16 protein-coding genes and 3 pseudogenes are annotated in these 20,955 nt (G+C 72.0%); 7 read left to right on the plus strand and 12 right to left on the minus strand.

Annotated elements, in window-relative coordinates:
• Position 1: 1 nt before the first annotated feature.
• From argB to argC, 3 genes are read right to left on the minus strand one after another with little or no spacing between them, the layout of a single operon-like run.
• Positions 2-904, minus strand: coding sequence for an acetylglutamate kinase (gene argB / locus IE142_RS22010; protein WP_043374967.1), 903 nt, complete (start codon positions 902-904; stop codon positions 2-4).
• The gene (gene argJ, locus IE142_RS22015) at positions 901-2,052 is read right to left on the minus strand and encodes a bifunctional glutamate N-acetyltransferase/amino-acid acetyltransferase ArgJ (RefSeq protein WP_043374965.1); all 1,152 of its coding nucleotides are present in this window, start codon (positions 2,050-2,052) and stop codon (positions 901-903) included. Before argJ ends, argB begins: the two co-directional genes overlap by 4 nt.
• Positions 2,049-3,077 carry an N-acetyl-gamma-glutamyl-phosphate reductase gene (argC, locus tag IE142_RS22020; protein WP_191887348.1) on the minus strand — a complete coding sequence of 343 codons (1,029 nt, stop codon included), beginning with the start codon at positions 3,075-3,077 and terminating at the stop codon, positions 2,049-2,051. Before argC ends, argJ begins: the two co-directional genes overlap by 4 nt.
• Positions 3,078-3,260: 183 nt before the next feature.
• Here argC and IE142_RS22025 point away from each other — a divergent pair, with 183 nt between their 5' ends.
• Positions 3,261-3,398, plus strand: coding sequence for a hypothetical protein (locus IE142_RS22025; protein WP_191887349.1), 138 nt, complete (start codon positions 3,261-3,263; stop codon positions 3,396-3,398).
• 58 nt (positions 3,399-3,456) lie between these two features.
• The gene (locus IE142_RS22030; protein ID WP_191887350.1) at positions 3,457-4,656 is read left to right on the plus strand and encodes an SMI1/KNR4 family protein; all 1,200 of its coding nucleotides are present in this window, start codon (positions 3,457-3,459) and stop codon (positions 4,654-4,656) included.
• A 24-nt stretch (positions 4,657-4,680) separates the two neighbouring features.
• Here IE142_RS22030 and IE142_RS22035 read toward each other — a convergent pair whose 3' ends face one another.
• Positions 4,681-7,155 carry an alpha-L-arabinofuranosidase family protein gene (locus IE142_RS22035; protein ID WP_191887493.1) on the minus strand — a complete coding sequence of 825 codons (2,475 nt, stop codon included), beginning with the start codon at positions 7,153-7,155 and terminating at the stop codon, positions 4,681-4,683.
• Between the two features lie 148 nt (positions 7,156-7,303).
• On the opposite strand from IE142_RS22035, the gene IE142_RS22040 reads away from it, so the two are divergent.
• Positions 7,304-7,756, plus strand: coding sequence for a DUF6314 family protein (locus IE142_RS22040; RefSeq protein WP_191887351.1), 453 nt, complete (start codon positions 7,304-7,306; stop codon positions 7,754-7,756).
• A 97-nt stretch (positions 7,757-7,853) separates the two neighbouring features.
• Positions 7,854-8,688, plus strand: a pseudogene (locus IE142_RS22045) (transposase).
• Between the two features lie 60 nt (positions 8,689-8,748).
• Here IE142_RS22045 and IE142_RS22050 read toward each other — a convergent pair.
• The 3 genes and pseudogenes from IE142_RS22050 to IE142_RS22055 form a co-directional block, all read right to left on the minus strand.
• Complete coding sequence (locus IE142_RS22050; protein WP_191887352.1) at positions 8,749-9,327, minus strand: histidine phosphatase family protein; 579 nt, start codon at positions 9,325-9,327, stop codon at positions 8,749-8,751.
• Positions 9,328-9,400: 73 nt separating this feature from the next.
• Positions 9,401-9,840: pseudogene (locus IE142_RS36850) on the minus strand (GNAT family N-acetyltransferase).
• A gap of 84 nt (positions 9,841-9,924) precedes the next feature.
• Positions 9,925-11,370: an aminotransferase-like domain-containing protein gene (locus IE142_RS22055; protein WP_191887353.1), complete on the minus strand. Its 1,446-nt coding sequence runs from the start codon at positions 11,368-11,370 to the stop codon at positions 9,925-9,927.
• On the opposite strand from IE142_RS22055, the gene IE142_RS22060 reads away from it, so the two are divergent.
• Positions 11,369-12,295 carry a DMT family transporter gene (locus tag IE142_RS22060; protein WP_191887354.1) on the plus strand — a complete coding sequence of 309 codons (927 nt, stop codon included), beginning with the start codon at positions 11,369-11,371 and terminating at the stop codon, positions 12,293-12,295. The two genes, IE142_RS22055 and IE142_RS22060, sit on opposite strands and share 2 nt — an antisense overlap.
• Before the next feature lie 39 nt (positions 12,296-12,334).
• Positions 12,335-12,529, plus strand: a complete 195-nt coding sequence (locus IE142_RS22065) for a DUF1918 domain-containing protein (protein WP_191887355.1) — start codon at positions 12,335-12,337, stop codon at positions 12,527-12,529.
• A 21-nt stretch (positions 12,530-12,550) separates the two neighbouring features.
• Here IE142_RS22065 and IE142_RS22070 read toward each other — a convergent pair whose 3' ends face one another.
• Positions 12,551-13,798 carry a glycoside hydrolase family 10-like protein gene (locus IE142_RS22070; protein WP_191887494.1) on the minus strand — a complete coding sequence of 416 codons (1,248 nt, stop codon included), beginning with the start codon at positions 13,796-13,798 and terminating at the stop codon, positions 12,551-12,553.
• Between the two features lie 177 nt (positions 13,799-13,975).
• Between IE142_RS22070 and IE142_RS22075 the strand changes: the two genes are divergently transcribed.
• The gene (locus tag IE142_RS22075; protein ID WP_306432590.1) at positions 13,976-14,848 is read left to right on the plus strand and encodes a 3-hydroxybutyryl-CoA dehydrogenase; all 873 of its coding nucleotides are present in this window, start codon (positions 13,976-13,978) and stop codon (positions 14,846-14,848) included.
• A gap of 210 nt (positions 14,849-15,058) precedes the next feature.
• On the opposite strand, the pseudogene IE142_RS22080 reads toward IE142_RS22075, so the two are convergent.
• From IE142_RS22080 to IE142_RS22095, 4 genes and pseudogenes are all read right to left on the minus strand, one after another.
• Positions 15,059-15,529: pseudogene (locus IE142_RS22080) on the minus strand (NsdA family TPR-like regulatory protein); the annotation flags it as partial.
• Between the two features lie 450 nt (positions 15,530-15,979).
• Positions 15,980-18,493 carry a phenylalanine--tRNA ligase subunit beta gene (pheT, locus tag IE142_RS22085; RefSeq protein WP_191887356.1) on the minus strand — a complete coding sequence of 838 codons (2,514 nt, stop codon included), beginning with the start codon at positions 18,491-18,493 and terminating at the stop codon, positions 15,980-15,982.
• Entirely contained in the window at positions 18,493-19,614 is a 1,122-nt protein-coding gene (gene pheS, locus IE142_RS22090; RefSeq protein ID WP_191887357.1) for a phenylalanine--tRNA ligase subunit alpha, read from the minus strand. The genes pheT and pheS overlap by 1 nt, the downstream gene beginning before the upstream one ends.
• Positions 19,615-19,784: 170 nt before the next feature.
• Positions 19,785-20,924: a sensor histidine kinase gene (locus IE142_RS22095; protein WP_191887358.1), complete on the minus strand. Its 1,140-nt coding sequence runs from the start codon at positions 20,922-20,924 to the stop codon at positions 19,785-19,787.
• Between the last annotated feature and the right edge of the window lie 31 nt (positions 20,925-20,955).

The raw sequence follows: 20,955 nt of genomic DNA on the forward strand, positions 1-20,955 counted from the left end.
CTCACGACTCCCCCTGTCCGTCCGGCACGACCATCGTGCCGATGCCCTCGTCGGTGAAGATCTCCAGCAGGATCGAGTGCTGGACCCGGCCGTCGATGACCCGGGCGGTGGTCACGCCGTTGCGTACGGCGTGCAGGCAGCCCTCCATCTTCGGCACCATGCCGCTGGACAGCTCGGGCAGGAGCTTCTCCAACTGGACGGCGGTGAGACGGCTGATCACCTCGTCGGAGTTCGGCCAGTCCTCGTACAGGCCCTCGACGTCGGTGAGGACCATGAGAGTCTCGGCGCCGAGCGCCGCAGCGAGTGCCGCAGCCGCCGTATCAGCATTGACGTTGTAGACATGTCCGTCGTCCTGGGAGCGGGCGATCGAGGAGACGACCGGGATGCGGCCGTCGGCGAGCAGCGCCTCGATGGCACCGGTGTCGATCTCGGTGATCTCGCCGACCCGTCCGATGTCGACGGACTCGCCGTCGATCTCGGGCCGGTGCTTGGTGGCGGTGATGGTGTGCGCGTCCTCGCCGGTGAGGCCGACGGCGAGCGGTCCGTGCTGGTTGAGCAGCCCGACCAGCTCGCGCTGGACCTGCCCGGCCAGCACCATCCGTACGACGTCCATGGCGTCCTCGGTGGTGACGCGCAGCCCGGCCTTGAACTCGCTGACGATGCCGGCCTTGTCGAGCGCCTTGCTGATCTGCGGGCCGCCGCCGTGCACGACGACGGGCTTGAGGCCGGCGTGGCGCAGGAAGACGACGTCCTGGGCGAAGGCGGCCTTCAGGTCCTCGTCGATCATGGCGTTGCCGCCGAACTTGATGACGACCGTCTTGCCGTGGTGGCGAGTCAGCCAGGGCAGCGCCTCGATGAGGATCTGGGCCTTGGGGAGCGCGGTGTGCTTCCTCGTCGTACTCATGAGCTGTAGGCGCTGTTCTCGTGGACGTAGTCGGCGGTGAGGTCGTTGGTCCAGATGGTGGCGGTGGCGTCGCCGGCGGCGAGGTCGGCGACGATGTGGACCTCGCGGTAGCGCATGTCGACCAGTTCGCGGTCCTCCCCGACGCCGCCGTTCTTGCAGACCCAGACGCCGTTGATGGCGACGTTGAGGCGGTCCGGCTCGAAGGCGGCCGAGGTGGTGCCGATCGCGGAGAGCACGCGGCCCCAGTTGGGGTCCTCGCCGTGGATGGCGCACTTGAGGAGGTTGTTGCGGGCGATGGTGCGGCCCACCTGGACGGCGTCGTCCTCGGTCGCGGCGTTCACGACCTCGACCTTGATGTCCTTGCTGGCGCCCTCGGCGTCCCGGATGAGCTGCTGCCCGAGGTCGTCGCAGACGGTGCGGACGGCCTCGGCGAAGTCGTCGTGGGCCGGGGTGACGCCGGAGGCGCCGGAGGCGAGCAGCAGCACCGTGTCGTTGGTCGACATGCAGCCGTCGGAGTCGACCCGGTCGAAGGTGACCCGGGTGGCGGCGCGCAGCGCGCTGTCGAGGGCGTCGGCCTCCAGGTCGGCGTCGGTGGTGAGGACGACGAGCATGGTGGCGAGGCCCGGCGCGAGCATGCCGGCCCCCTTGGCCATACCGCCCACGGTCCAGCCGTCCTCGGTGACGACGGAGGTCTTGTGCACGGTGTCGGTGGTCTTGATGGCGATCGCGGCCTTCTCGCCGCCGTGCTCGGAGAGCTGACCGGCGGCGGTCTCGACGCCGGGGAGCAGCTTGTCCATGGGCAGCAGTACGCCGATGAGTCCCGTCGAGCAGACGGCGACCTCGCCCGCGCCCGTCCCCAGCACCTCGGCGACCTTCTCGGCGGTCGCGTGGGTGTCCTGGAAGCCCTTGGGGCCGGTGCAGGCGTTGGCGCCGCCGGAGTTGAGGACGACCGCGGACAGCTGCCCGCTCTTGAGCACCTGCTCCGACCACAGGACCGGCGCGGCCTTGACGCGGTTGGAGGTGAAGACACCGGCGGCGGCGCGTCGGGGGCCGTTGTTGACCACGAGGGCCAGGTCGGGGTTCCCGCTGTCCTTGATCCCGGCGGCGATGCCCGCCGCCGTGAATCCCTTTGCTGCCGTCACACTCACGGCGCGACTCCGATCGTCGTCAGTCCGGTGGTCTCGTCTAGACCGAGGGCGAGGTTCATGCTCTGGACGGCACCGCCCGCGGTGCCCTTGGCCAGGTTGTCGATGGCGCTGATCGCGATGATGCGGCCCGCTGCGGCGTCGTACGCGACCTGCACCTGAACGGCGTTGGAACCGTAGACGGACGCGGTCGCGGGCCACTGGCCCTCGGGCAGCAGGTGCACGAAGGGCTCGTCGGCGAGGGCCTTCTCGTAGGCGGCGCGGACGGCCTCGGCGGTGACGCCGGGCTTCGCCTTGGCGGTGCAGGTGGCGAGGATGCCGCGGGGCATCGGCGCGAGGGTAGGAGTGAAGGAGACGGTGACCGGTTCCCCCGCCACCGCGCCGAGGTTCTGCATCATCTCGGGGGTGTGCCGGTGCAGGCCCCCGACGCCGTACGGCGACATGGAGCCCATGACCTCGCTGCCCAGCAGGTGCGGCTTGGCCGCCTTGCCCGCGCCGGAGGTGCCGGAGGCGGCGACGATCACCGCCTCGGGCTCGGCGAGCGCGGCGGCGTACGCCGGGAAGAGCGCCAGGGAGACGGCGGTCGGGTAGCAACCGGGAACCGCGACACGCCTGGACCCCTCCAGCGCGGCGCGGGCCCCCGGCAGTTCGGGGAGGCCGTAGGGCCAGGTGCCGGCGTGCGGGGAGCCGTAGAACCTCTCCCAGTCACCGGCGTCCTGCAGCCGGAAGTCGGCGCCCATGTCGATCACCAGCACGTCCGGGCCGAGCTGCTCGGCGACGGCGGCGGACTGCCCGTGCGGCAGCGCGAGGAACACGACGTCGTGCCCGGCGAGCACCTCGGGCGTGGTCGGCTCCAGCACCCGGCCGGCCAGCGGCAGCAGGTGCGGCTGCAGCGCGCCGAGCTTCTGTCCCGCGTTGGAGTTGCCGGTCAGGGCACCGATCTCGACGCCGGGGTGTGCGAGCAGCAGACGCAGCAGCTCACCGCCCGCGTACCCACTCGCTCCGGCCACCGCCGCACGTACCGCCATGACATCCTCCATCCTTGATGGCATGACTATACGTACCGCCGCACTTTTATGCAATCCGCTTCCGGGAGCACGGCGTCGGCCGTGGCCTTCCCGCCATGGGCAATACGTTCGGCGCCGGCCACGACACCCTGTACCTGTCCGACGGCGCCACCGCCGCGTTGGTCGACGTGCTGGCCCCGGCCGTTGTCGTTCGACCCCACGGACACCGATCCCGGCGACCGCGACGGGCTCCCGAACCGCCACCTCGTCGCCTGCTGCGTACGGCACCGGGTACTGAGCGGACTGCCGTACTGGGAGGGGTGCGTCTTCTGCCACCGGTGACCGTGGGAGATGATCGGCGGGCTTCGCAGCCGATCACCACAGTGCACCGGAGGACCGTGTGACCGTCGATCTCGCCGACTTCACCGCACCCGACGGCGAGCGGCCGCCCGCTCCCGTACCCGTGGACTGGGCAGCCGTCGAGGAGTGGCTCGGGGTTCGGCTGCCGGGTGAGTACAAGCGGCTCGCCGACCGGTACGGGCCGCTGGACTTCGGCGAGTTCTTCTGGATCCACGTGCCCTGCGTGGAGGAGGGCCGGTTCGACTACGGCCAGTGGCTGCGCGAGACGCACCGCGAGGCTCGGATCGAGGCCCGGGACCAGCCGGAGGCGGAGCGCCACGCGATCCACCCCGAGCCGGGCGGGCTCCTGGCCTGGGGGGTCACCCGTGGCTCCGACACGCTCTTCTGGGACACGTCCGTCTCCACCGACCCGGACGAGTGGACCGTCGTCGTGCGGCACCAGGGCTCGGTGCCGGGCAGTGGGCTGCGGGACTGGCACGCGTACGACCTCACCCTCACCGAGTACCTGCGGCACGCCGTCCGCGACGGCTGGGAGCTGCCCTCCCCGCCCGGCCCGCTGATGGGCCCGTTGCCCGGACGCGTCGCCCGGACCGCCTTCCTGCCCACGGCCGCCCCCTGGACGCCGCCGGAGCCCGTCCCGCCCCGGCTCACCGCCGAGGAGCGGCAGGTCGCCCTGGAGACCGGCGCCGGGCTGGACGCCCTTCGTCTGCTGTCACCGCCGCCCGAGCACCCGTACCTCGGCGGCGGCACCTGGGACAGGCTGTTCGCGGAGCTGGGTACGCGGTTGCCGGGCGAGTACACGCGGCTGATGGACGTCTACGGCGCCGGTTGCTGGAGCGAGTGGCTGCGCTTCCTGACGCCCCTGCGGACCGGCGAGCGGCGCTTCGTCACCCATGTGGAGGAGGTCCTGGAGGCGTACCGCTCGCTCGGGAGCGGGTACCCGGAGGAGTACCCGCTCTCCCTCTGGCCCGAGCCCGGCGGCTTCCTGCCCTTCGCCAACTCCATCGACGCCGACCACCTCGGCTGGCTCACCGAGGGCGACGACCCCGACGCGTGGCCCTTGGTCGTCTGGCCGCGCCACGCCCCGCAGGGGGCGCCGCTGGAGGGCGGCCTGGTCGACACCCTGGTCGCCTGGCAGCGCGGCCGGCTCGTCACCCACGGGCTGGCCGGCCCGGACGAGGAGGACGACCCGCTGGAGTCCGCCGGGTTCGAGGCCTGGGACGACCGCGCGTACTGGTGAGGCCGCCCCAGGCCCGCTCGACGACTACCGCTGCCTGATCCGCAGGAACGTCACCGAGTTCGCCGGGAAGGTGTACGTGAACTCGTCAGCCACGCCCGAGAAGGTGGACCGCACCGGCGTGACCGGGGTGTCCGTCTCCGTGTTGACCGCGTCCTGGTCGGCGGCCAGCGTGGTGACGCGGGCCTTGGGAGCGACCTTCGCGCCGCCGAGGTCGACCGCCGTGCGGGCCGGCGTGTCCTGAGCGTTGACGACCTTGACGATCAGCTCGCCGGTGCGCTCGTCCTCGGTGACGATCTGGCGGAACGGCTCGGCCGGCTTGTCGTCGGTGAAGCTGCCCCACTCCTTCCCGTCGAGGTAGAGGGTGACCTGGCGGCCCCGCACCTTGACGTCGATGTCGTAGGCGCGGCCCGTCTCGATCGAGCCCGCCTTCGACAGGAGCGTCGACTTGCCGCCGTCCGAGGCCTGTTCGACGGCGGACTGGGTGTTGTTCCAGCCGCCCAGGTTCCACCAGTAGTAGTTGCCGGTGTCCTTGACGCCGAAGGCGATCAGGAAGCCCTCGTTGCCGGACTTCTTGGTGGCCTTCACGTGCAGGTCGTAGTCCTTCCAGGCCGGGTCACCCGCCGTGACCATGGTGTTCTCGGCCGCGGTGTCGGTCTGCACGTACGCGCCGTCCTGGACGGTCCAGGATCCGGTGCCGGTGTGGGTCCACTGCGAGGCGTCACCGGAGAAGTCGTCGGACAGCAGGGTCTCGCCGTCCGCCGACGTCACCCGCACGTCGTCGTACGCCGCGCTGGTCGCCCACGTCGACAGGCCGACCGCACCGGTGATGGGGCCGCTGACGGCCGGGGTGCCGGTCGCCGTGGACGGGACGACCCGGTCGCCGGTGTTGTTCATGAAGAGCTTCTGGACCTCGTAGTTGGCCGAGCCCCAGGACGCGTGGTTGTTGAACCAGATCATGTCCGGGCTCCACTGCACGTAGTCCTCGTTGGCGAGCAGCGGGGCGTAGGAGGCGAGCTTGACGATGTCCGCGTTGCGCTCCAGGCCGGTCATGAAGGCCGCCTCGGCGAGGGCGTTCTTCCAGGCGTTGCCCTGGGAGGCGTACTCGCCGAGGAAGACCTTGGGGCCGTTCCTGTCGTAGGAGTCGTAGCGGTCGTTGTTCTGCAGGAACCACTGCGGGCTGTTGTAGTAGTGCTCGTCGACCATGTCGACGCCGGCCTCGCGGTTGAGCTGCCAGGCGGTGTCGAAGGTGGCTCCGGAGTCGTCCGGACCGGAGTTGGAGACGACGGTGATGTCCGGGTACTCGGACTCGATGGCGGCGCGGAACTCCTTGAAGCGGGCCATGAACTCCCGGGGCAGGTTCTCCTCGTTGCCGACGCCGATGTGGGTGAGGTGGAAGGGCTTGGGGTGGCCCATCTCGGCGCGCTTGGCGCCCCACTCGCTGGTGCGCGGACCGTTGGCGAACTCGATGAGGTCCAGGGTGTCCTGGATGTGCCGCCTCAGCAGCGCGTCGTCGTCGGTGGCCTTGTTCTGGCCGCAGCCGGTGACCAGCGCGGGGACGACGGGCAGCGGCATGGCGCCGATGTCCTCGGCGAAGCGGAAGTACTCGTAGTAGCCGAGGCCGTAGCTCTGGTTGTAGCCCCAGAAGTTGGCGTTGGTGGCGCGCTCCTCGACCGGGCCGATGGTGTCCTTCCACTGGTAGCTGCGCTCGCGCTGCCAGCCGCTCGCCTCGCTGTAGTCCTCCATGGAGCCGGTGTTGACCAGGCAGCCGCCGGGGAAGCGCAGGAAGCCGGGGCTGAGGGCCTCGATCTTCTCGGCGAGATCCTTGCGCAGACCGTTGGACTGCCCCTTGTAGGTGTCGCGGGGGAAGAGGGACACCATGTCCAGGGCGGCCGGTGCGGTGGTGGCGACGGCGAGGCGGCCTCGGTTGCTGGTGCGGGTGGCCGTGAAGGTGGCGGTGTACTTGCGCCACTCCCCCTCGGCAGCGATCTCGCGCACCTTCGCGAGCGTGCCCGCCGCGTCCCTGAGCGTGACGGTGAGGGTCGTGCCGCTCTCGGCGCGGGCCCACACCGAGAAGTCGTACTTCTTGCCCTTCTCCACACGGATGCCGGTGTTGTAGCCGCTGTTGGCGACGGAGGAACCGGCGCCCAGGGCCAGGTAGTTGCGGTTGCGCTCGTTGAGGCGGCCGGCGTCGTCCAGCACCTCGGCGGTGCCGTCGGCCGTCCAGGAGGTGAGCGGTGTGTACGAGGCGTTGTCGGCCGTCGAGTACTCGAAGGACCGGTTCTGCACGAGCTCGGCGTACAGGCCGCCGTCGGCGGCCCGGTTGATGTCCTCGTAGAAGACGCCGTACATCGTGTCGTCGATCGCGGCGCCCTCGGCGGACGGGTCGACGGTGATCGTGTAGTCGGCGGCGGCCTCCGCGTGTGCGGGGGACGGCAGCAGGGCCGATGCCGTCAGGAGGGCGGTTATGCCGAGACCGAGTCTCCAGCGGGTGCCTGACATGGATGACATGGATACTCCGCGGCTCTCACTAGGTCATTCGAAATATCGGACACTGGTCAGCACTTCGAACGGCAAGATAGGTAGGGGGCGGAGGCGCGTCAATGGGTCGCGCGGCAACCAGGGGGCCGGAGACGGAAAGCTGGTGGAAATGGGCGAGTTGTGGCCGGTGCCGGACGTGTTCGCGTACCTCGCGGGCCGGTGGCGCACCGAGCGGAGGGTGCGGGACCTGGCGAGCGGGGCTCAGGGCCGCTTCGAGGGGTCGACGGCGTTCGACGCGCTCGCGGGCGGCGGGCTGCTGAGCCGGGAGACCGGGACCTTCACCTGGCAGGGCGTGACCCGCCCCGCCGAGCGGACGCTGCGCTACGAACCGGGAGCGGGGCCGGGGGCCGCCGACGTGCGCTTCGCGGACGGCCGCCCCTTCCACGCACTGGACCTGACGTCGGGCCACCACGTCGCCGACCATCCGTGCGCCGCCGACCTGTACCGCGGCGAGTTCACCGTCCGGGACGCGGACCACTGGCGGACCGTGTGGCGGGTGGGCGGGCCCGCGAAGGACCTGCTGCTCGTCACGGACTACACGCGCGAGAAGGCCGCGGCATAGCCAGGGCCTGTCAGACAGGCCCTAGAGGGCTCGTGAAGATCTTGGGTTCTGGCCCTGCCGCGTGAGCGGTAGGGCCAGACTCGTCGTGTGGCGATGGGTGAGTGGGTGGACGAGAGCGTCGGGCCGGACGTGTGGGAGATGCCGGGAGTTGATCCCGGTCGGGAGTGTGTTCGCGTTCCTGGCCGAGTACCGGGGCGAGCTGTTCCCGGCGGCGATGTTCGTGGACATGTATCCGTCGGCGAACGGGCGGCCGAGCATGCCGCCGCAGATCCTGGCCGCCGCGATCACCTTGCAGGCCCTGCACGGGCTGTCGGACTTCGAGACGGTGCAGGAACTGCGGTGCGACCTGCGGTGGAAGGCCGCCTGCGAGCTGGGCCTTCACGACATGGCGTTCGACCCGTCGCTGCCGGCCTACTTCCGCCGCCGGCTGGCCCGTTCCGCCCGCCCGAACCGCATCTTCGAGGCCGTGCGCGAGGTCGTGACGGCCACCGGCGTACTCAAGGGCAAGCACCGCCGGGCGCTGGACTCCACCGTGCTGGACGACGCGGTCGCCACCCAGGACACCGTCACCCAGACGCAAAGCCTCCTTCGGCGACTTGTGCACCGGATGCCACCTGCGCGAGCAGTGCACCAAAGCCAGAGCCGGACGCATCCTGACCATCCGCCCGCACCACGACCTCCAAACAGCCGCCCGCCACCAGGCCGCCACCGACCCCGGCTGGCAAGCCGACTACCGTCGTTGGCGCCCCCCGGTCGAACGCGCCGTCGCCTGGCTCGTCCACCATGGCAACCGGCGCCTGCGCTACCGCGGCACCCTCAAGAACGACACCTGGCTCCACACCCGAGCCGCCGCCCTCAACATCCGCCGACTGATCAACCTCGGACTCACCCACACCAGTGGTACCTGGCACATCGCACCGGCCGGTGCATGACCGGAGGGGCTGTCCGGCCTGACGGCCGGACAGCCCCTCACCAAGATCTTCATCAGCCTTCTAGGCCGGCGCGCCTTCGAAGCGGAGGTTCCAGCGGCCCGCGCGGCCCGTGACGGTGGAGGTCGACAAGGGGCGGACGTCCAGGTTCCAGTACGTCGACGGCGGCGCCTTCAGCACGTGGACCAGCGCGGCCCGGATCACGGACGGCTCGGCCACGGCCACGATGCGGTCCCCGTCCCCGCCGGGACGCGTGTCGAGCCAGCCGCCGACCCGGGTGATGAAGGCCAGCAGCGACTCCCCGCCGTGCGGTGCCGTGCGCGGATCGGCGAGCCAGGCGTCCACGGCGGCCGGCTCACGGGCCATGGCCTCGCCGAGGGTCAGCCCGCGCCAGCGCCCCATGTCGCACTCCCTGAGCGCCGGTTGCGCCAGCGGGGAGACGCCGATGGCGTCGCCGGTGGCCCGGCTGCGGGGCGTGGGCGAGCAGTAGCGCAGCTCGGCCGCCGCGAGCGGCAGCAGGACGCCCGTCACGCGCAGTACCTCGTCCCAGCCGGCCCGGTCCAGCGGCCGGTCGTCGTCGAAGCGCTCCGCGAGCAGCGGTGAGCTGCGCGCGGCCGCGACGAACGTGACCCGAAGCGCCATGCGGTGATGGTGCTGCGCAGGGGTACACGGGTCAAGGGGTGTCACCTGTGGGTCACCGTGGGTACGCCCCGGCTCACGGGCCGAAGGTGTGCGCCATCCACTGGTCCGGCCGGTCCAGGGCCCTGAACCCGAGCTTCTCGTACACCCCGTGCGCGTCGTGCGCGGCCAGCAGGACGCCGCAGCCCGTACCGCCGCAGTCGCTCGCGCACCGCCGCGACCAGCGCCGTGCCGAGACCCTTCCCGCGCGCCGAGGGGTCTACTTACACATCGCACAGCCAGGCGAAGGTCGCCCGGTCGGTGACCACCCGGGTGTGCGCCCACCTGCTCCCCCGACAGTCCCTCGTAGAGACCGAAGTCGAGCGAGCCCTCGATCGCGCGGTCCTGTTTCTCCCGGGTCCGTCCGAGCGCCCGGTACGCGTCGGTGGACAGCCGGCGGTGCGCGCGCTCGGCGTCGATCCGCTGCGGGTCGTTGGAGATTTCGTAGCCCTCGGGGAGGCTCGGTGTGGCGGTCATGCGGGGGACGGTCGCGGGGGCGGCGGGACGGCGGCGGCCCATTCAGGGGCGGCGGCCGTGGATGCCCGGCTGACGAGCGCCGGCTCACGGATGCCGCCCCCACACCTCCGCGCAGGCCGCGCGCAGGCGCCGCACCCCCTGCGCGATCTCCCCCGCACCCGCCACCGCCGCGAAGCTCAGCCGCAGGTGGGGGGCCGGGGGCTCAGCGCTGAAGTACGGGCGTCCCGGGGTGACGGCCACACCGGCCCGCAGGGCGGCCGCGGTGAGGGCGGCCTCGTCCGTGCCCTCGGGCAGCCGGGGCCACAGATGGTAGCCGCCGGAGGGGATGTGGGCCAGGGAGATCTCAGGCAGGTGCAGGCGCAGGGCGGTCGTCATCGCGTCCCTCCGGGCCTTCAACTCCGCCGAGACGGCGCGCAGATGACGGGGCCAGGCGGGCGAGCCGACCAGCTCCAGCGCCGCCTCCTGGAGAGGGCGGGGCACGAAGAAGGTGTCGACGACCTGGATGGCCCGCAGCCGCTCCAGCACCGGCCCGCGCGCGGCCAGGGCGCACACCCGGAAGCTCGGCGAGGTCGCCTTGGTCAGCGAGCAGACGTGCACGACGACGCCGTCCGGGTCGTCGGCGGCGAGCGGGGCGGGCAGCGGTCCCGCGTCCTCGTGCACCAGCCGCCGTACGAAGTCGTCCTCGACGACGAAGGCTCCGGCCGCGCGGGCGGTGCGCAGCACCTCGCCGCGCCGCTCGGGGGCGAGCACGGCACCGGTCGGGTTCTGGAACAGGGGCTGGCAGACGAAGACGCGGGCGCCGGTCGCCCGGAAGGCGTCGGCGAGCAGGGCCGGGCGCACGCCGTCGGCGTCCACGGGGACCGGCACGGGGCGCAGACCGGCCGCCCGCGCGATGGCCAGCATGCCGGGGTACGTCGGGGACTCGACGAGGACGGGGGCGCCGGGCGGGGCGAGGGCGCGCAGGGCGGTGGTCAACGCGGACTGGCCGCCCGAGGTGACCAGCACCTCGGCCGCCGTAACGGCCCCGCCGATGCCGCGCGCGAACCACTCCCGCAGCTCCGGCAGCCCCTCCATCGGCGGCCTGCCCCACGCTCCCGGCCGCCGCCCGGCCCGGGACAGCGCCGCCGCCATCGCCCGTTCCGGCTGCAGCGAGGGGTGCAGGTAGCCGCCGTTGAACTCGACGACGCCGGGCGGCGGGGCGGCCAGCGAGACCAGGACCCCGGACGCGTCCACCGAGCGCGGTACGAGGTCGGCGGCGCCGTCGGCACTGAGCGCGACCTCCTGCCAGGAGGTGTCCCCGCCGGGTGTCGCGGAGGAGCGCGGCCGGGCCCGGAAGGCCCCGGCACCGGGCCGGGTGACCACCAGCCCCTCGGCGGCCAGTTGCGCCAGGGCACGGGAGACGGTCACGGGGCTGACCCGGAAGCGGTCGACGAGGGCCCGGCTGGACGGGAGCTTTCCGCCGGGAGAGTAGCGGTCGAGCTCAATCCTCAGCTGGTTCGCCAGGTCAGCGACGCTGCTACGCTCTTGCATGAGAGCACAGAGTAGCGCTACCAACCCGACGACGATAGCAGTGGACGGCTCGGGCACCGAGTCCGGCACCCGCTCCCTCGGGACCCTCCAGGCGGCCCTCGGTGTCGTCGCCTTCTCCCTCACCTTCCCCGCCACCGCCTGGGGCCTGGAGGGTTTCGGCCCCTGGTCCCTGATCGCCGTGCGCAGCATCCTCGCGGCGGTGATCGCCGGAGGCTGTCTGCTGGCCCTGCGCGTGCCCGTGCCCGAGCGGCGCCACTGGTTCGGGCTGGCGGTGGTGGGCGCGGGCGTCGTCCTCGGCTTCCCGCTGCTGACCACGCTCGCCCTGGAGACCTCGACCACCGCGCACGCCGCCGTCGTGGTCGGCCTGCTTCCGCTGACCACCGCGCTGCTGTCCGCCCTGCGCATCGGCACCCGCCCCTCGCGAACCTTCTGGATCGCGGCACTTGCGGGCGCGGCGGCCGTGATCGCGTTCACGGTGCAGCAGAGCGGCGGGGCGCTGACCACGGCCGACGCCTATCTCTTCGGGGCGCTGCTGGTGTGCGCGGCCGGTTACACCGAGGGCGGGCGGCTGGCCCGGGTGATGCCGGGCTGGCAGGTCATCGGCTGGGCGCTGGTGCTGTGCGTGCCGGCGACCGTGCCGATGGCGGCCGTGGCCCTGTCGTTCGAGCCGGTGCACCTGACGGCGCACGGTGTGGCCGGGCTGCTGTGGGTGGCGGTGGGCTCGCAGTTCCTCGGGCTGGTCGTCTGGTACCGGGGCATGGCGGCCATCGGCATTCCGAAGGCCAGCCAGTTGCAGCTGGCCCAGCCGCTGCTCACACTGGTGTGGTCGGTACTTCTCCTGGGCGAGCACCTGACGGTGGCCGCGCCGCTGACCGCCGCGGCAGTGCTGGTGTGCATCGCGGTCACCCAGCGGGCCCGGGGCTGAGCGGCACACCCGCGGCACACGCGTGAGGAGGCCTCACAGATGCACGCAACCAAGGGCGACCAACTGATCCAGCACGGCCGGGTGGTGGGTGAGCACGACAAGGTCGCGGAGATCGTCGAAGTCATTGGCAGGGAAGGCGCTCCCCCGTACCGGGTCCGGTTCGAGGACGGGCACGAGGCGGTGTGCTCGCCCGGTCCCGACTCGGAGATCCGGCACAGGGAGATCCGGTTGTAGCCGAGGCCCTGTCGGCGCGGGCTACGGCCGCGCGTAGTGGTCGGCGCCGACCCGTGCCATCGCGCCGATCCGGTCGTCCGCCACGTCCTTCGCGGAGAAGAAGACGTGCCCGCGGACCTCGGGGTGCCGCTGGGCGAGCGTGAGGTGCCGGGAGAGTTCGGCCGGGTCCTGCCAGGCGGCGCCCTGCGCCGGGTCGCCGGCCTTGTACAGCGCCTCGCCGACGTACAGCTCGGTCCGGCTTCCCTTGGCGACCTCCGCCCACCACGGGAGGAGCTTGGCGTAGTCGGCGGCCTCCGAGCCGATGTTCCAGTACAGCTGCGGGACGATGTAGTCGATCCAGCCCTCGCGCACCCACTTGCGGGTGTCCGCGTGCAGGTCGTCGTAGGTCTGCACGCCGGCCTTCGTGTCCGAGCCTTCGGCGTCGGTGGTCGCGTTGCGCCACACGCCGAAGGGGCTGACGCCGAAGCGGGCGGAGGGCCGGATTTTCTTCACCCGGTCCGCGGTCTCGCGCACCAGCAGGTCGATGCTGTTCCGCCGCCAGGCCGCCTTGGTCGAGAAGCCGCTGCCGTACGTGCCGAAGGTCCCGCCGTCGTCGAAGCTCCGCCCCGCCACCGGATACGGGTAGAAGTAGTCGTCGAAGTGGACGCCGTCCACGGCGTACTTCTCGACCGCGTCCATCATCGCGTCCTGGACGAAGGCCCTGACCGCGGGCAACCCGGGGTTGTAGTAGAGCTTCCCGCCGTACCGCACCACCCACTCGGGGTGCTCGCGCGCGGGGTGGGACGGCACCAGCCGGCTCGGATCGTCGTGCGTGGCGACGCGGTACGGGTTGAACCAGGCGTGCAGCTCCAGGCCGCGGGCGTGCGCCTCCGTGACCGCCGTGCCCAGCGGGTCCCAGCCCGGGTCCCGGCCCTGGCTGCCGGACAAGTACTCGGACCACGGCTCGTACGCCGAGGGCCACAGCGCGTCGGCCGTGGGCCGTACCTGGAAGATCACCGTGTTGAGGCCGTGCCGCACCGCCGTATCGAGGTGCTCGATCAGCTCGGCGCGCTGCTCGGCCGCGCGCAGCCCCGCGCGGGTGGGCCAGTCCCGGCCCGCCACCGTGGCCAGCCACATGCCTCGCATCCCGGCGGTGACGGCACCGCCCGCGCGGGCCCCCGCGGCGGGGTCCGGTGCGGTCGGCGGAGCCGGGGCGGCCGACGCCCGGGACGCCATCGTGAACGCCGACAACGCCGCCACCGCGAAGGCACGACGCGAGACACCGCCCATGGGGAGACCTCCTGAACGCTGCGGATCCGCGCGGTCACGGATCGTGTACGGGCCCTCAGCATGCCCGACCCGGGGGACGGATCCGTGGCCATTCGGAGGTAACGTGCTCGATCGGAGCAGGCACCGGGACCCCGGCGTGCCTGCTGCCACAGCCGTGAAGTCAGCGAAAGGGACGATGTGACCGGCATCTCGGGAGATATCGCACGCGTCGGCGTGGTGGGCTGCGGTCAGATGGGAGCGGGCATCGCCGAGGTGTGCGCCCGCTCCGGTCTGGACGTGATGGTCGCCGAGACCACCGGTGAGGCGCTGGAGATCGGCCGGACCCGGCTGTACAACTCGCTCACCAAGGCCGCCGAGCGCGGGAAGATCACCGAGGAGGAGCGGGACGCGACGCAGGCACGGCTGAGCTTCACCACCGACCTCGGCGAGTTCGCCGACCGGGACCTGGTGATCGAGGCCGTCGTCGAGAACGAGCAGGTCAAGACCGAGATCTTCCAGGTGCTGGACCAGGTCGTGACCCGGCCGGACGCCATCCTGGCCTCCAACACCTCCTCGATCCCGCTGGTGAAGCTGGCCGTCGCCACCTCGCGCCCCGACCACGTCATCGGCATCCACTTCTTCAACCCGGCCCCCGTGCAGCAGCTGGTCGAGCTGATCCCGGCGCTCACCACCTCCGAGGGCACGCTCAGCCGGGCGCAGCTGTTCACCGAGAAGGTGCTCGGCAAGCACTCCATCCGCGCCCAGGACCGCTCCGGCTTCGTGGTCAACGCGCTGCTGATCCCGTACCTCCTCTCGGCGATCCGGATGTTCGAGTCGGGCATCGCCAGCCGCGAGGACATCGACAACGGGATGGAGATGGGCTGCGCCCACCCGATGGGCCCGCTCAAGCTGTCCGACCTTATCGGCCTGGACACGGTCGCCTCGGTCGCGTACTCGATGTACGAGGAGTACAAGGAGCCGCTGTACGCCGCTCCCCCGCTGCTCCAGCGCATGGTCGACGCGGGCCGGCTGGGCCGCAAGAGCGGCTCGGGCTTCTACACGTACGGCTGAAGACCGGAGCCGTCGACCACGGCTGACACGAAGGGTGACGATCCGCGGGCCCGGCACCTGACGAGGTGCCGGGCCCGCGGGCGAACCGCTCCTCTCCGTAGTCGTCTCACGTCCCTTGCATGCGCATGGTGAGTCAACTCGCCTGGTGGGCGCCTGGGGAGAGTGTGCGGACGGCATGTGCGAGCCAGGTGCGCACACGCCGTGTGAACAGCGCAGCATCTCCAGGTCGGCCGGGTGACCCGGTGCCGCCCGCCGCGGGAGACGTCCACGTCCTCGGGCGGGTTCTCCCACTCCCACACCGGCATCACGGCGGGCGTGCCGGTGAGCGCGGGAGCGCCGAGGATGTGCGGGCGCTCTTGCTGGTCGGAGCGCCACAGGACGGTCGCCCGTTCCACGAAGCCGGACAGCGAGCCGGTGTGCGCGGTGGCGGGTTCGCCGGGGCACGGGAGGCCGATGTCGTCGAGGGTGACGGGCCGGTGCATCCGGGCCGCGAGGACCTCACAGATCAGGTCGGGCACCTGCCCGCGGGGCCGCTGTCCCTTCAACCACCGGGCGACGGCGGTGTGTTCGTATCTCAGACAGAGCCCGCGGGCCCGCCCGGCCTGGTTGACGTGCGGCCAGTCCCGCGTGCGAGACCCCGGCCTCGTCCAGGATCGCGTCGAGCAGGGTGTTGGGTTGCATGGGCGCCCCCCGTTGACTCGTTGCCCGACAGCGTGATGCGTCGGCCTTCACACGGGGTGCGAACGGAGTACGCGCATCCGCAGCGTGCGCGCGCTGTCGCGGGAAGTGCCGGGCCGGTTGACCGAAGGGCCTCGAAAGAGGCCGGCCGGGTCGCCGGCTCCCCCTCGTACAGTGCGGCGGCCCGTTCCCACGCCGTCCGCCCAGCTGCCTGCCCGACACTCCGTGGCGGGGCGGACGGCTCCGCCGGCTGTGCGGGGCGACTCAACGCCGTTGCGCGACGGATGCGCTGTCGAGTACGGGTGCGTCGTGGTTGCCCGCGCGGTTCCCCGCGCCCCTTGTCGGCCTCGGGGTGACGTCCCTCCAAGGGCGCGGGGAACTGCGCGACCGGCCACCGACTGCCCGCAGCCGCCGATCGGCAGAAGCCCCCCGCTCCTCGGGCGGACGCGAACCCTAACTACGCAGCACCGCTCCGACCCGCTCGCCCGCGAGGGCGACCGCCGCGTCGCGGGCGGCCGACGCCTCGTCGACCGTCAGCGTCCGGTCCCCCGCCCGGAAGCGCAGCGCGTACGCCAGGGACTTGCGCCCCTCACCCAGCTGCTCCGCGTTGCCGTAGACGTCGAACAGCCGGATGGACTCCAGCAGTTCGCCGGCGCCCTCGCGCAGCGCGGCCTCGACCTCACTGGCCGGGACGAACTCGTCGACCACCAGGGCGACGTCCTGCGTCGCGACCGGGAAGGTGGAGATGCCCGGCGCCTGCGGGGTGTCGTCGCCGACCCCCGCCACCGCGTCGAGGTCCAGCTCCATCGCACAGGTGCGCGCGGGCAGGCCGAGCGTCTTCACGACGCGCGGGTGCAGCTCACCGGCGTGTCCGACGACGCGGTCCTCGCCGTCCACGGTGACGAACAGCTCGGCGCAGCGGCCCGGGTGCCACGGCCCGTACTGACCCTTGCGAACACCCAGTTCGGCGGCGGCCTCGCGGGCGACGGTGCGGGCGGACTCGACCGCGTCGGCCCAGTCGGCCGGACGGCCCTTGCCCCACCAGCCGGACTGCTCACGGGCGCCGGCCAGGACGACGGCGACGTGCCGCGGCTGGTCGGGCAGCGCGGCGTCCAGCGCGACGAGGTCGTCCTCGCTGGGGCGCCGGTCGACAGGCAGGTTCGCGGCGACGCGCTGCTCGTCGCGCGGGTGGAAGACCAGGCCTGTCTCGTAGAGGGCCAGGTCGTGCGAGCCCCGGCCGTCGTTGCGGCGCAGCGCGCCGAGCAGGCCCGGCAACAGCGAGGTCCGCAGCGCGGGCTCCTCGTCGCTCAGCGGGTTGACCAGCTTGACGACGCGGCGCGCCGGGTCGTCGGCGTCCAGCCCGAGCTGGTCGAAGACCTGCTCGCTGACGAACGGGTAGTTCAGCGCCTCGACGTAACCGGCACCGGCCAGGGCACGCCCGACGCGGCGGTGCAGGCGCTGGCGGGCGGTCAGGCCCCGGCCCGCCGGGGGCCTGGGCAGCGTGGAGGGCAGGTTCTCGTAGCCCTCCAGGCGGATGACCTCTTCGGCGAGGTCGTTGGGGTCGGTGAGGTCGGGCCGCCAGGACGGGACGGTGACGATCAGCTCGTCCTGCCCGTACACGTCACAGCCGACCTCCTGGAGGCGGCGTACGACGGTCTCGCGGCCGTACTCCACGCCCGCGACCTTGTCCGGGTGGTCGGCCGGGACGCTGACGGTGTGCGGCACGGGCGGGGCGCTGATCTCGGTGACCCCGGCCTCGGCGGTGCCGCCCGCGAGCAGCACCAGCAGGTCGACGGTGCGCTGCGCGGCAGCGGCGGCGGCCTGCGGGTCGACACCCCGCTCGAAGCGCCGGGACGCCTCGGAGGACAGCTTGTGCCGGCGGGCCGTGCGCGCGACGGACACCTGGTCGAAGTGGGCGGCCTCGATGACCACGTCACTCGTCGCGTTCTCGGCGTCGCTGTGGTCGGCGATCTCCGTGTTGGCGCCGCCCATGACACCGGCGAGACCGATGGGCCCGCGGTCGTCGGTGATGACCAGGTCCTCGGCGTGCAGCTTCCGCTCGACGCCGTCGAGGGTGACGATCTTCTCGCCCTCCTCGGCCCGGCGCACGCCGATCGTGCCCCGGACCAAGGAGCGGTCGTAGGCGTGCAGGGGCTGGCCCAGCTCCATCATCACGTAGTTCGTGACGTCGACGGCGAGGGAGATCGGGCGCATGCCGACCTTCTGGAGCCGGCGCTGGAGCCAGATCGGGGAGCGCGCCTCGGCGTTGAGGCCGGTCACCGTGCGGGCGGTGAAGCGGTCGCAGCCGCTCGGGTCGGCGATCTTCACCGGGTAGCCGTAGGCGTTCGGCGCGGGCACGTCCAGCAGGGCCGGGTCGCGCAGCGGCAGGCCGTAGGCGATGGCGGTCTCACGGGCGACGCCGCGGATGGACAGGCAGTCGCCGCGGTTGGCGGTTACGGCGATGTCCAGGACCTCGTCGACCAGTTCCAGCAGCTCGATGGCGTCCTTGCCGACCTCGGTCTCCGGCGGCAGCACGATGATGCCGTGGGTGCCGTCGTCGCCCATGCCCAGCTCGTCGCTGGAGCAGATCATGCCGTGGGACGTCTTGCCGTAGGTCTTGCGGGCGCTGATCGAGAAGCCGCCGGGCAGGGTGGCGCCGGGCAGGACCACGACGACCTTGTCGCCTACGGCGAAGTTGCGGGCGCCGCAGACGATCTCCTGGGGCTCACCGGTGCCGTTGGCCTGGCCGACGTCGACCGTGCAGAAGCGGATCGGCTTCTTGAAGCCCTCCAGCTCCTCGATGGTCAGCACCTGGCCGACGACGAGGGGGCCCTTGAGGTCGGCGCCGAGGTACTCGACGGTCTCGACCTCCAGTCCGGCCGAAATGAGCTTGGCCTGTACGTCACGGCCGGTCTCCGTCGCCGGCAGGTCGACGTACTCCCGCAGCCAAGAAAGCGGGATCCGCATCAGATCTCCATCCCGAACGGCCGGGTGAACCGGACGTCACCCTCGACCATGTCTCGCATGTCCTCGACGTTGTGGCGGAACATCAGCATCCGCTCGATGCCGAACCCGAAGGCGAAGCCGCTGTACTTCTCCGGGTCGACGCCGCAGGCCGTGAGCACCCGCGGGTTGACCATGCCGCAGCCGCCGAGCTCGATCCAGCCCTCGCTGGAGCAGGTGCGGCAGGGCCGGTCGGGGTTGCCGACGGACGCGCCCTTGCAGACGTAGCAGAGCATGTCCATCTCGGCGGACGGCTCGGTGAAGGGGAAGAAGTTCGGCCGCAGCCGGGTCTTCATCTCCGCGCCGAACAGCGACTGGAGCATGTGGTCCAGGGTGCCCTTGAGGTCCGCCATGGTCAGGCCCTCGTCGATGGCGAGCAGCTCGACCTGGTGGAAGACGGGGGTGTGCGTGGCGTCCAGCTCGTCGGTGCGGTACACGCGGCCGGGGCAGATCACGTAGACCGGCAGCTCACGGTCGAGCAGGGAGCGGATCTGCACGGGCGAGGTGTGGGTGCGCAGCACCACGCCGGCTTCGGTGCCGCCCTCGGGGCCCTGCACGAAGAACGTGTCGGCCTCGCCGCGGGCGGGGTGGTCCGGGCCGATGTTGAGCGCGTCGAAGTTGAACCACTCGGCCTCGACCTCGGGGCCCTCGGCGACCTCGTAGCCCATGGCCACGAAGACGTCCTCGATGCGCTCGGAGAGCGTGGTGAGCGGGTGCCGGGCGCCGGCCGGGACGCGGTCGTGGGGCAGCGTGACGTCCACGGCCTCCTCGACCAGGACGCGCGCGTCGCGCTCGGCCTCCAGCTCCTCCTGGCGAGCGGCCAGCGCCTTGTTCACGGCGCCGCGGGCCATGCCGACGCGCTTGCCGGCCTCGGCCTTGGCGTGCGGGGGCAGGGCGCCGATCTCGCGGTTGGCCAGCGACAGCGGGGAGGTGCCGCCGGTGTGGGCGACCTTGGCCTCCTGGAGCGCGTCGAGGGAGTCCGCGGCGGCGAAGGCGGCGAGCGCCTCGTCCCGCATGCGCTCGATCTCTTCCGGTTTCAACGCCTCGACCTCGACAGGGTCGTACGACTTATTCGGTGCCGACATCTCTTCCCGTGCTTCCGATTGGCTGGCTGGAACGCCCCGTCTACGGTCCGGAGACGGAACGGGAGACGCTTCGTCTGCGGAACTGGACGCAAAGGTGCCAAAGACCGAGTCTAACGGGGCTGTGGAACGCTGATTACGCCCGTGGGGGTAGTCGGCCGCCTCTGGTGCTCTCAGGTGAGGTACGCCGGTGCCGCCACGGGCAGGGTAAATCGGAACTCGGCGCCGCCGCCGGGGGCGCGGCCGACCGTGATGGTGCCGCCGTGGGCCTCGACGATGCCCTTGACGATGTACAGCCCGAGGCCGGTGCCGCCGCGCTTGCTGCCCCGCCAGAAGCGGGTGAAGACGCGGTTCATGGACTCCTCCGGGATGCCCGCCCCTTCGTCGCTCACCGTGACCGACGTGCCGGTTTCCTCCCCTTCGCGGGGAGACGCCGTGGGCGTGACGTCAATGGTGACGGTTCCCTCGCCGTGCCGCACGGCATTTTCGAGCAGGTTGCTGAGCACCTGGTCGATCTTGTCGGGGTCGGCCCACAGGTCGGGCAGCGGCTGGGCGATGCGGAGCAGGAAGCGGCCGGCCTCCAGGCCGGCGGCGACGTACGCCTGGATGTGGCGGCCGACGGCGGCACCGATGTCGACGGGCTGGCGGCGCACCTCGAGCCGGCCGGAGTCGATGCGGGAGATGTCGAGCAGTTCGGCGATGAGGCGGGTGACCCGGTCGGCGTCGGCGTCGACGGTCTCCAGCATCAGCCGCTTCTGGTCGTCGGTGAACCGCTCCCACTTGGCCAGCAGCGTGGCCGTGAAGCCCTTGACGGAGGTGAGGGGGGAGCGCAGCTCGTGGGCGACGGTGGCGATCAGCTCGGCGTGGCTGCGCTCGGTACGGCGCCGGGCCTCGGTGTCGCGGAGGGTGACGACGACGCGGCGGACGGGGCCGAGGCGTTCGGCGCGGACGTAGCGCGCGGAGACGAGGACCTCCCGGCCTCCGGGCAGGAGCAGGTTCCGCTCGGGCTGGCGGACGCGGATGGCGAGGCCGCCGTAGGGGTCGGTCAGCTGCCACCAGCGTCCGCCCTCCAGGTCCTCCAGGGGCAGCGCCTTCTCCAGCGGCTGTCCGAGGGCTTCGGCCGCGGGGACGGCGGTGATGCGCGCGGCGGCGGCGTTGAAGCAGGTGACGTGGCCGTGCTCGTCGGCGACGACGAGGCCGTCGGGCAACTGGTCGGGGTCGATGCCGAGGCCGACGGGATCGCCGGGCGTACGGGGCGCGGGCGGACGCGGCGCGTGACGTGCTCCCGGTGCGCTGCTCGTGCCGACGCTCATCCCCGTACCCCACCTCTCAGCCGTGCGGGGG

This window comes from Streptomyces mutabilis (assembly GCF_014649815.1).
GTDB classification, from domain to species: Bacteria; Actinomycetota; Actinomycetes; order Streptomycetales; family Streptomycetaceae; genus Streptomyces; species Streptomyces mutabilis.

Excerpts from the sequence above, each read along its gene's own strand:
- argB (WP_043374967.1), bottom strand. The coding sequence starts at position 904 with ATGAGTACGACGAGGAAGCACACCGCGCTCCCCAAGGCCCAGATCCTC.
- argC (WP_191887348.1), bottom strand. The coding sequence starts at position 3,077 with ATGGCGGTACGTGCGGCGGTGGCCGGAGCGAGTGGGTACGCGGGCGGT.
- IE142_RS22035 (WP_191887493.1), bottom strand. The coding sequence starts at position 7,155 with ATGTCAGGCACCCGCTGGAGACTCGGTCTCGGCATAACCGCCCTCCTG.
- IE142_RS22040 (WP_191887351.1), top strand. The coding sequence starts at position 7,304 with ATGGGCGAGTTGTGGCCGGTGCCGGACGTGTTCGCGTACCTCGCGGGC.
- IE142_RS22050 (WP_191887352.1), bottom strand. The coding sequence starts at position 9,327 with ATGGCGCTTCGGGTCACGTTCGTCGCGGCCGCGCGCAGCTCACCGCTG.
- IE142_RS22060 (WP_191887354.1), top strand. The coding sequence starts at position 11,369 with ATGAGAGCACAGAGTAGCGCTACCAACCCGACGACGATAGCAGTGGAC.
- IE142_RS22055 (WP_191887353.1), bottom strand. The coding sequence starts at position 11,370 with ATGCAAGAGCGTAGCAGCGTCGCTGACCTGGCGAACCAGCTGAGGATT.
- IE142_RS22065 (WP_191887355.1), top strand. The coding sequence starts at position 12,335 with ATGCACGCAACCAAGGGCGACCAACTGATCCAGCACGGCCGGGTGGTG.
- IE142_RS22070 (WP_191887494.1), bottom strand. The coding sequence starts at position 13,798 with ATGGGCGGTGTCTCGCGTCGTGCCTTCGCGGTGGCGGCGTTGTCGGCG.
- pheT (WP_191887356.1), bottom strand. The coding sequence starts at position 18,493 with ATGCGGATCCCGCTTTCTTGGCTGCGGGAGTACGTCGACCTGCCGGCG.
- pheS (WP_191887357.1), bottom strand. The coding sequence starts at position 19,614 with ATGTCGGCACCGAATAAGTCGTACGACCCTGTCGAGGTCGAGGCGTTG.
- IE142_RS22095 (WP_191887358.1), bottom strand. The coding sequence starts at position 20,924 with ATGAGCGTCGGCACGAGCAGCGCACCGGGAGCACGTCACGCGCCGCGT.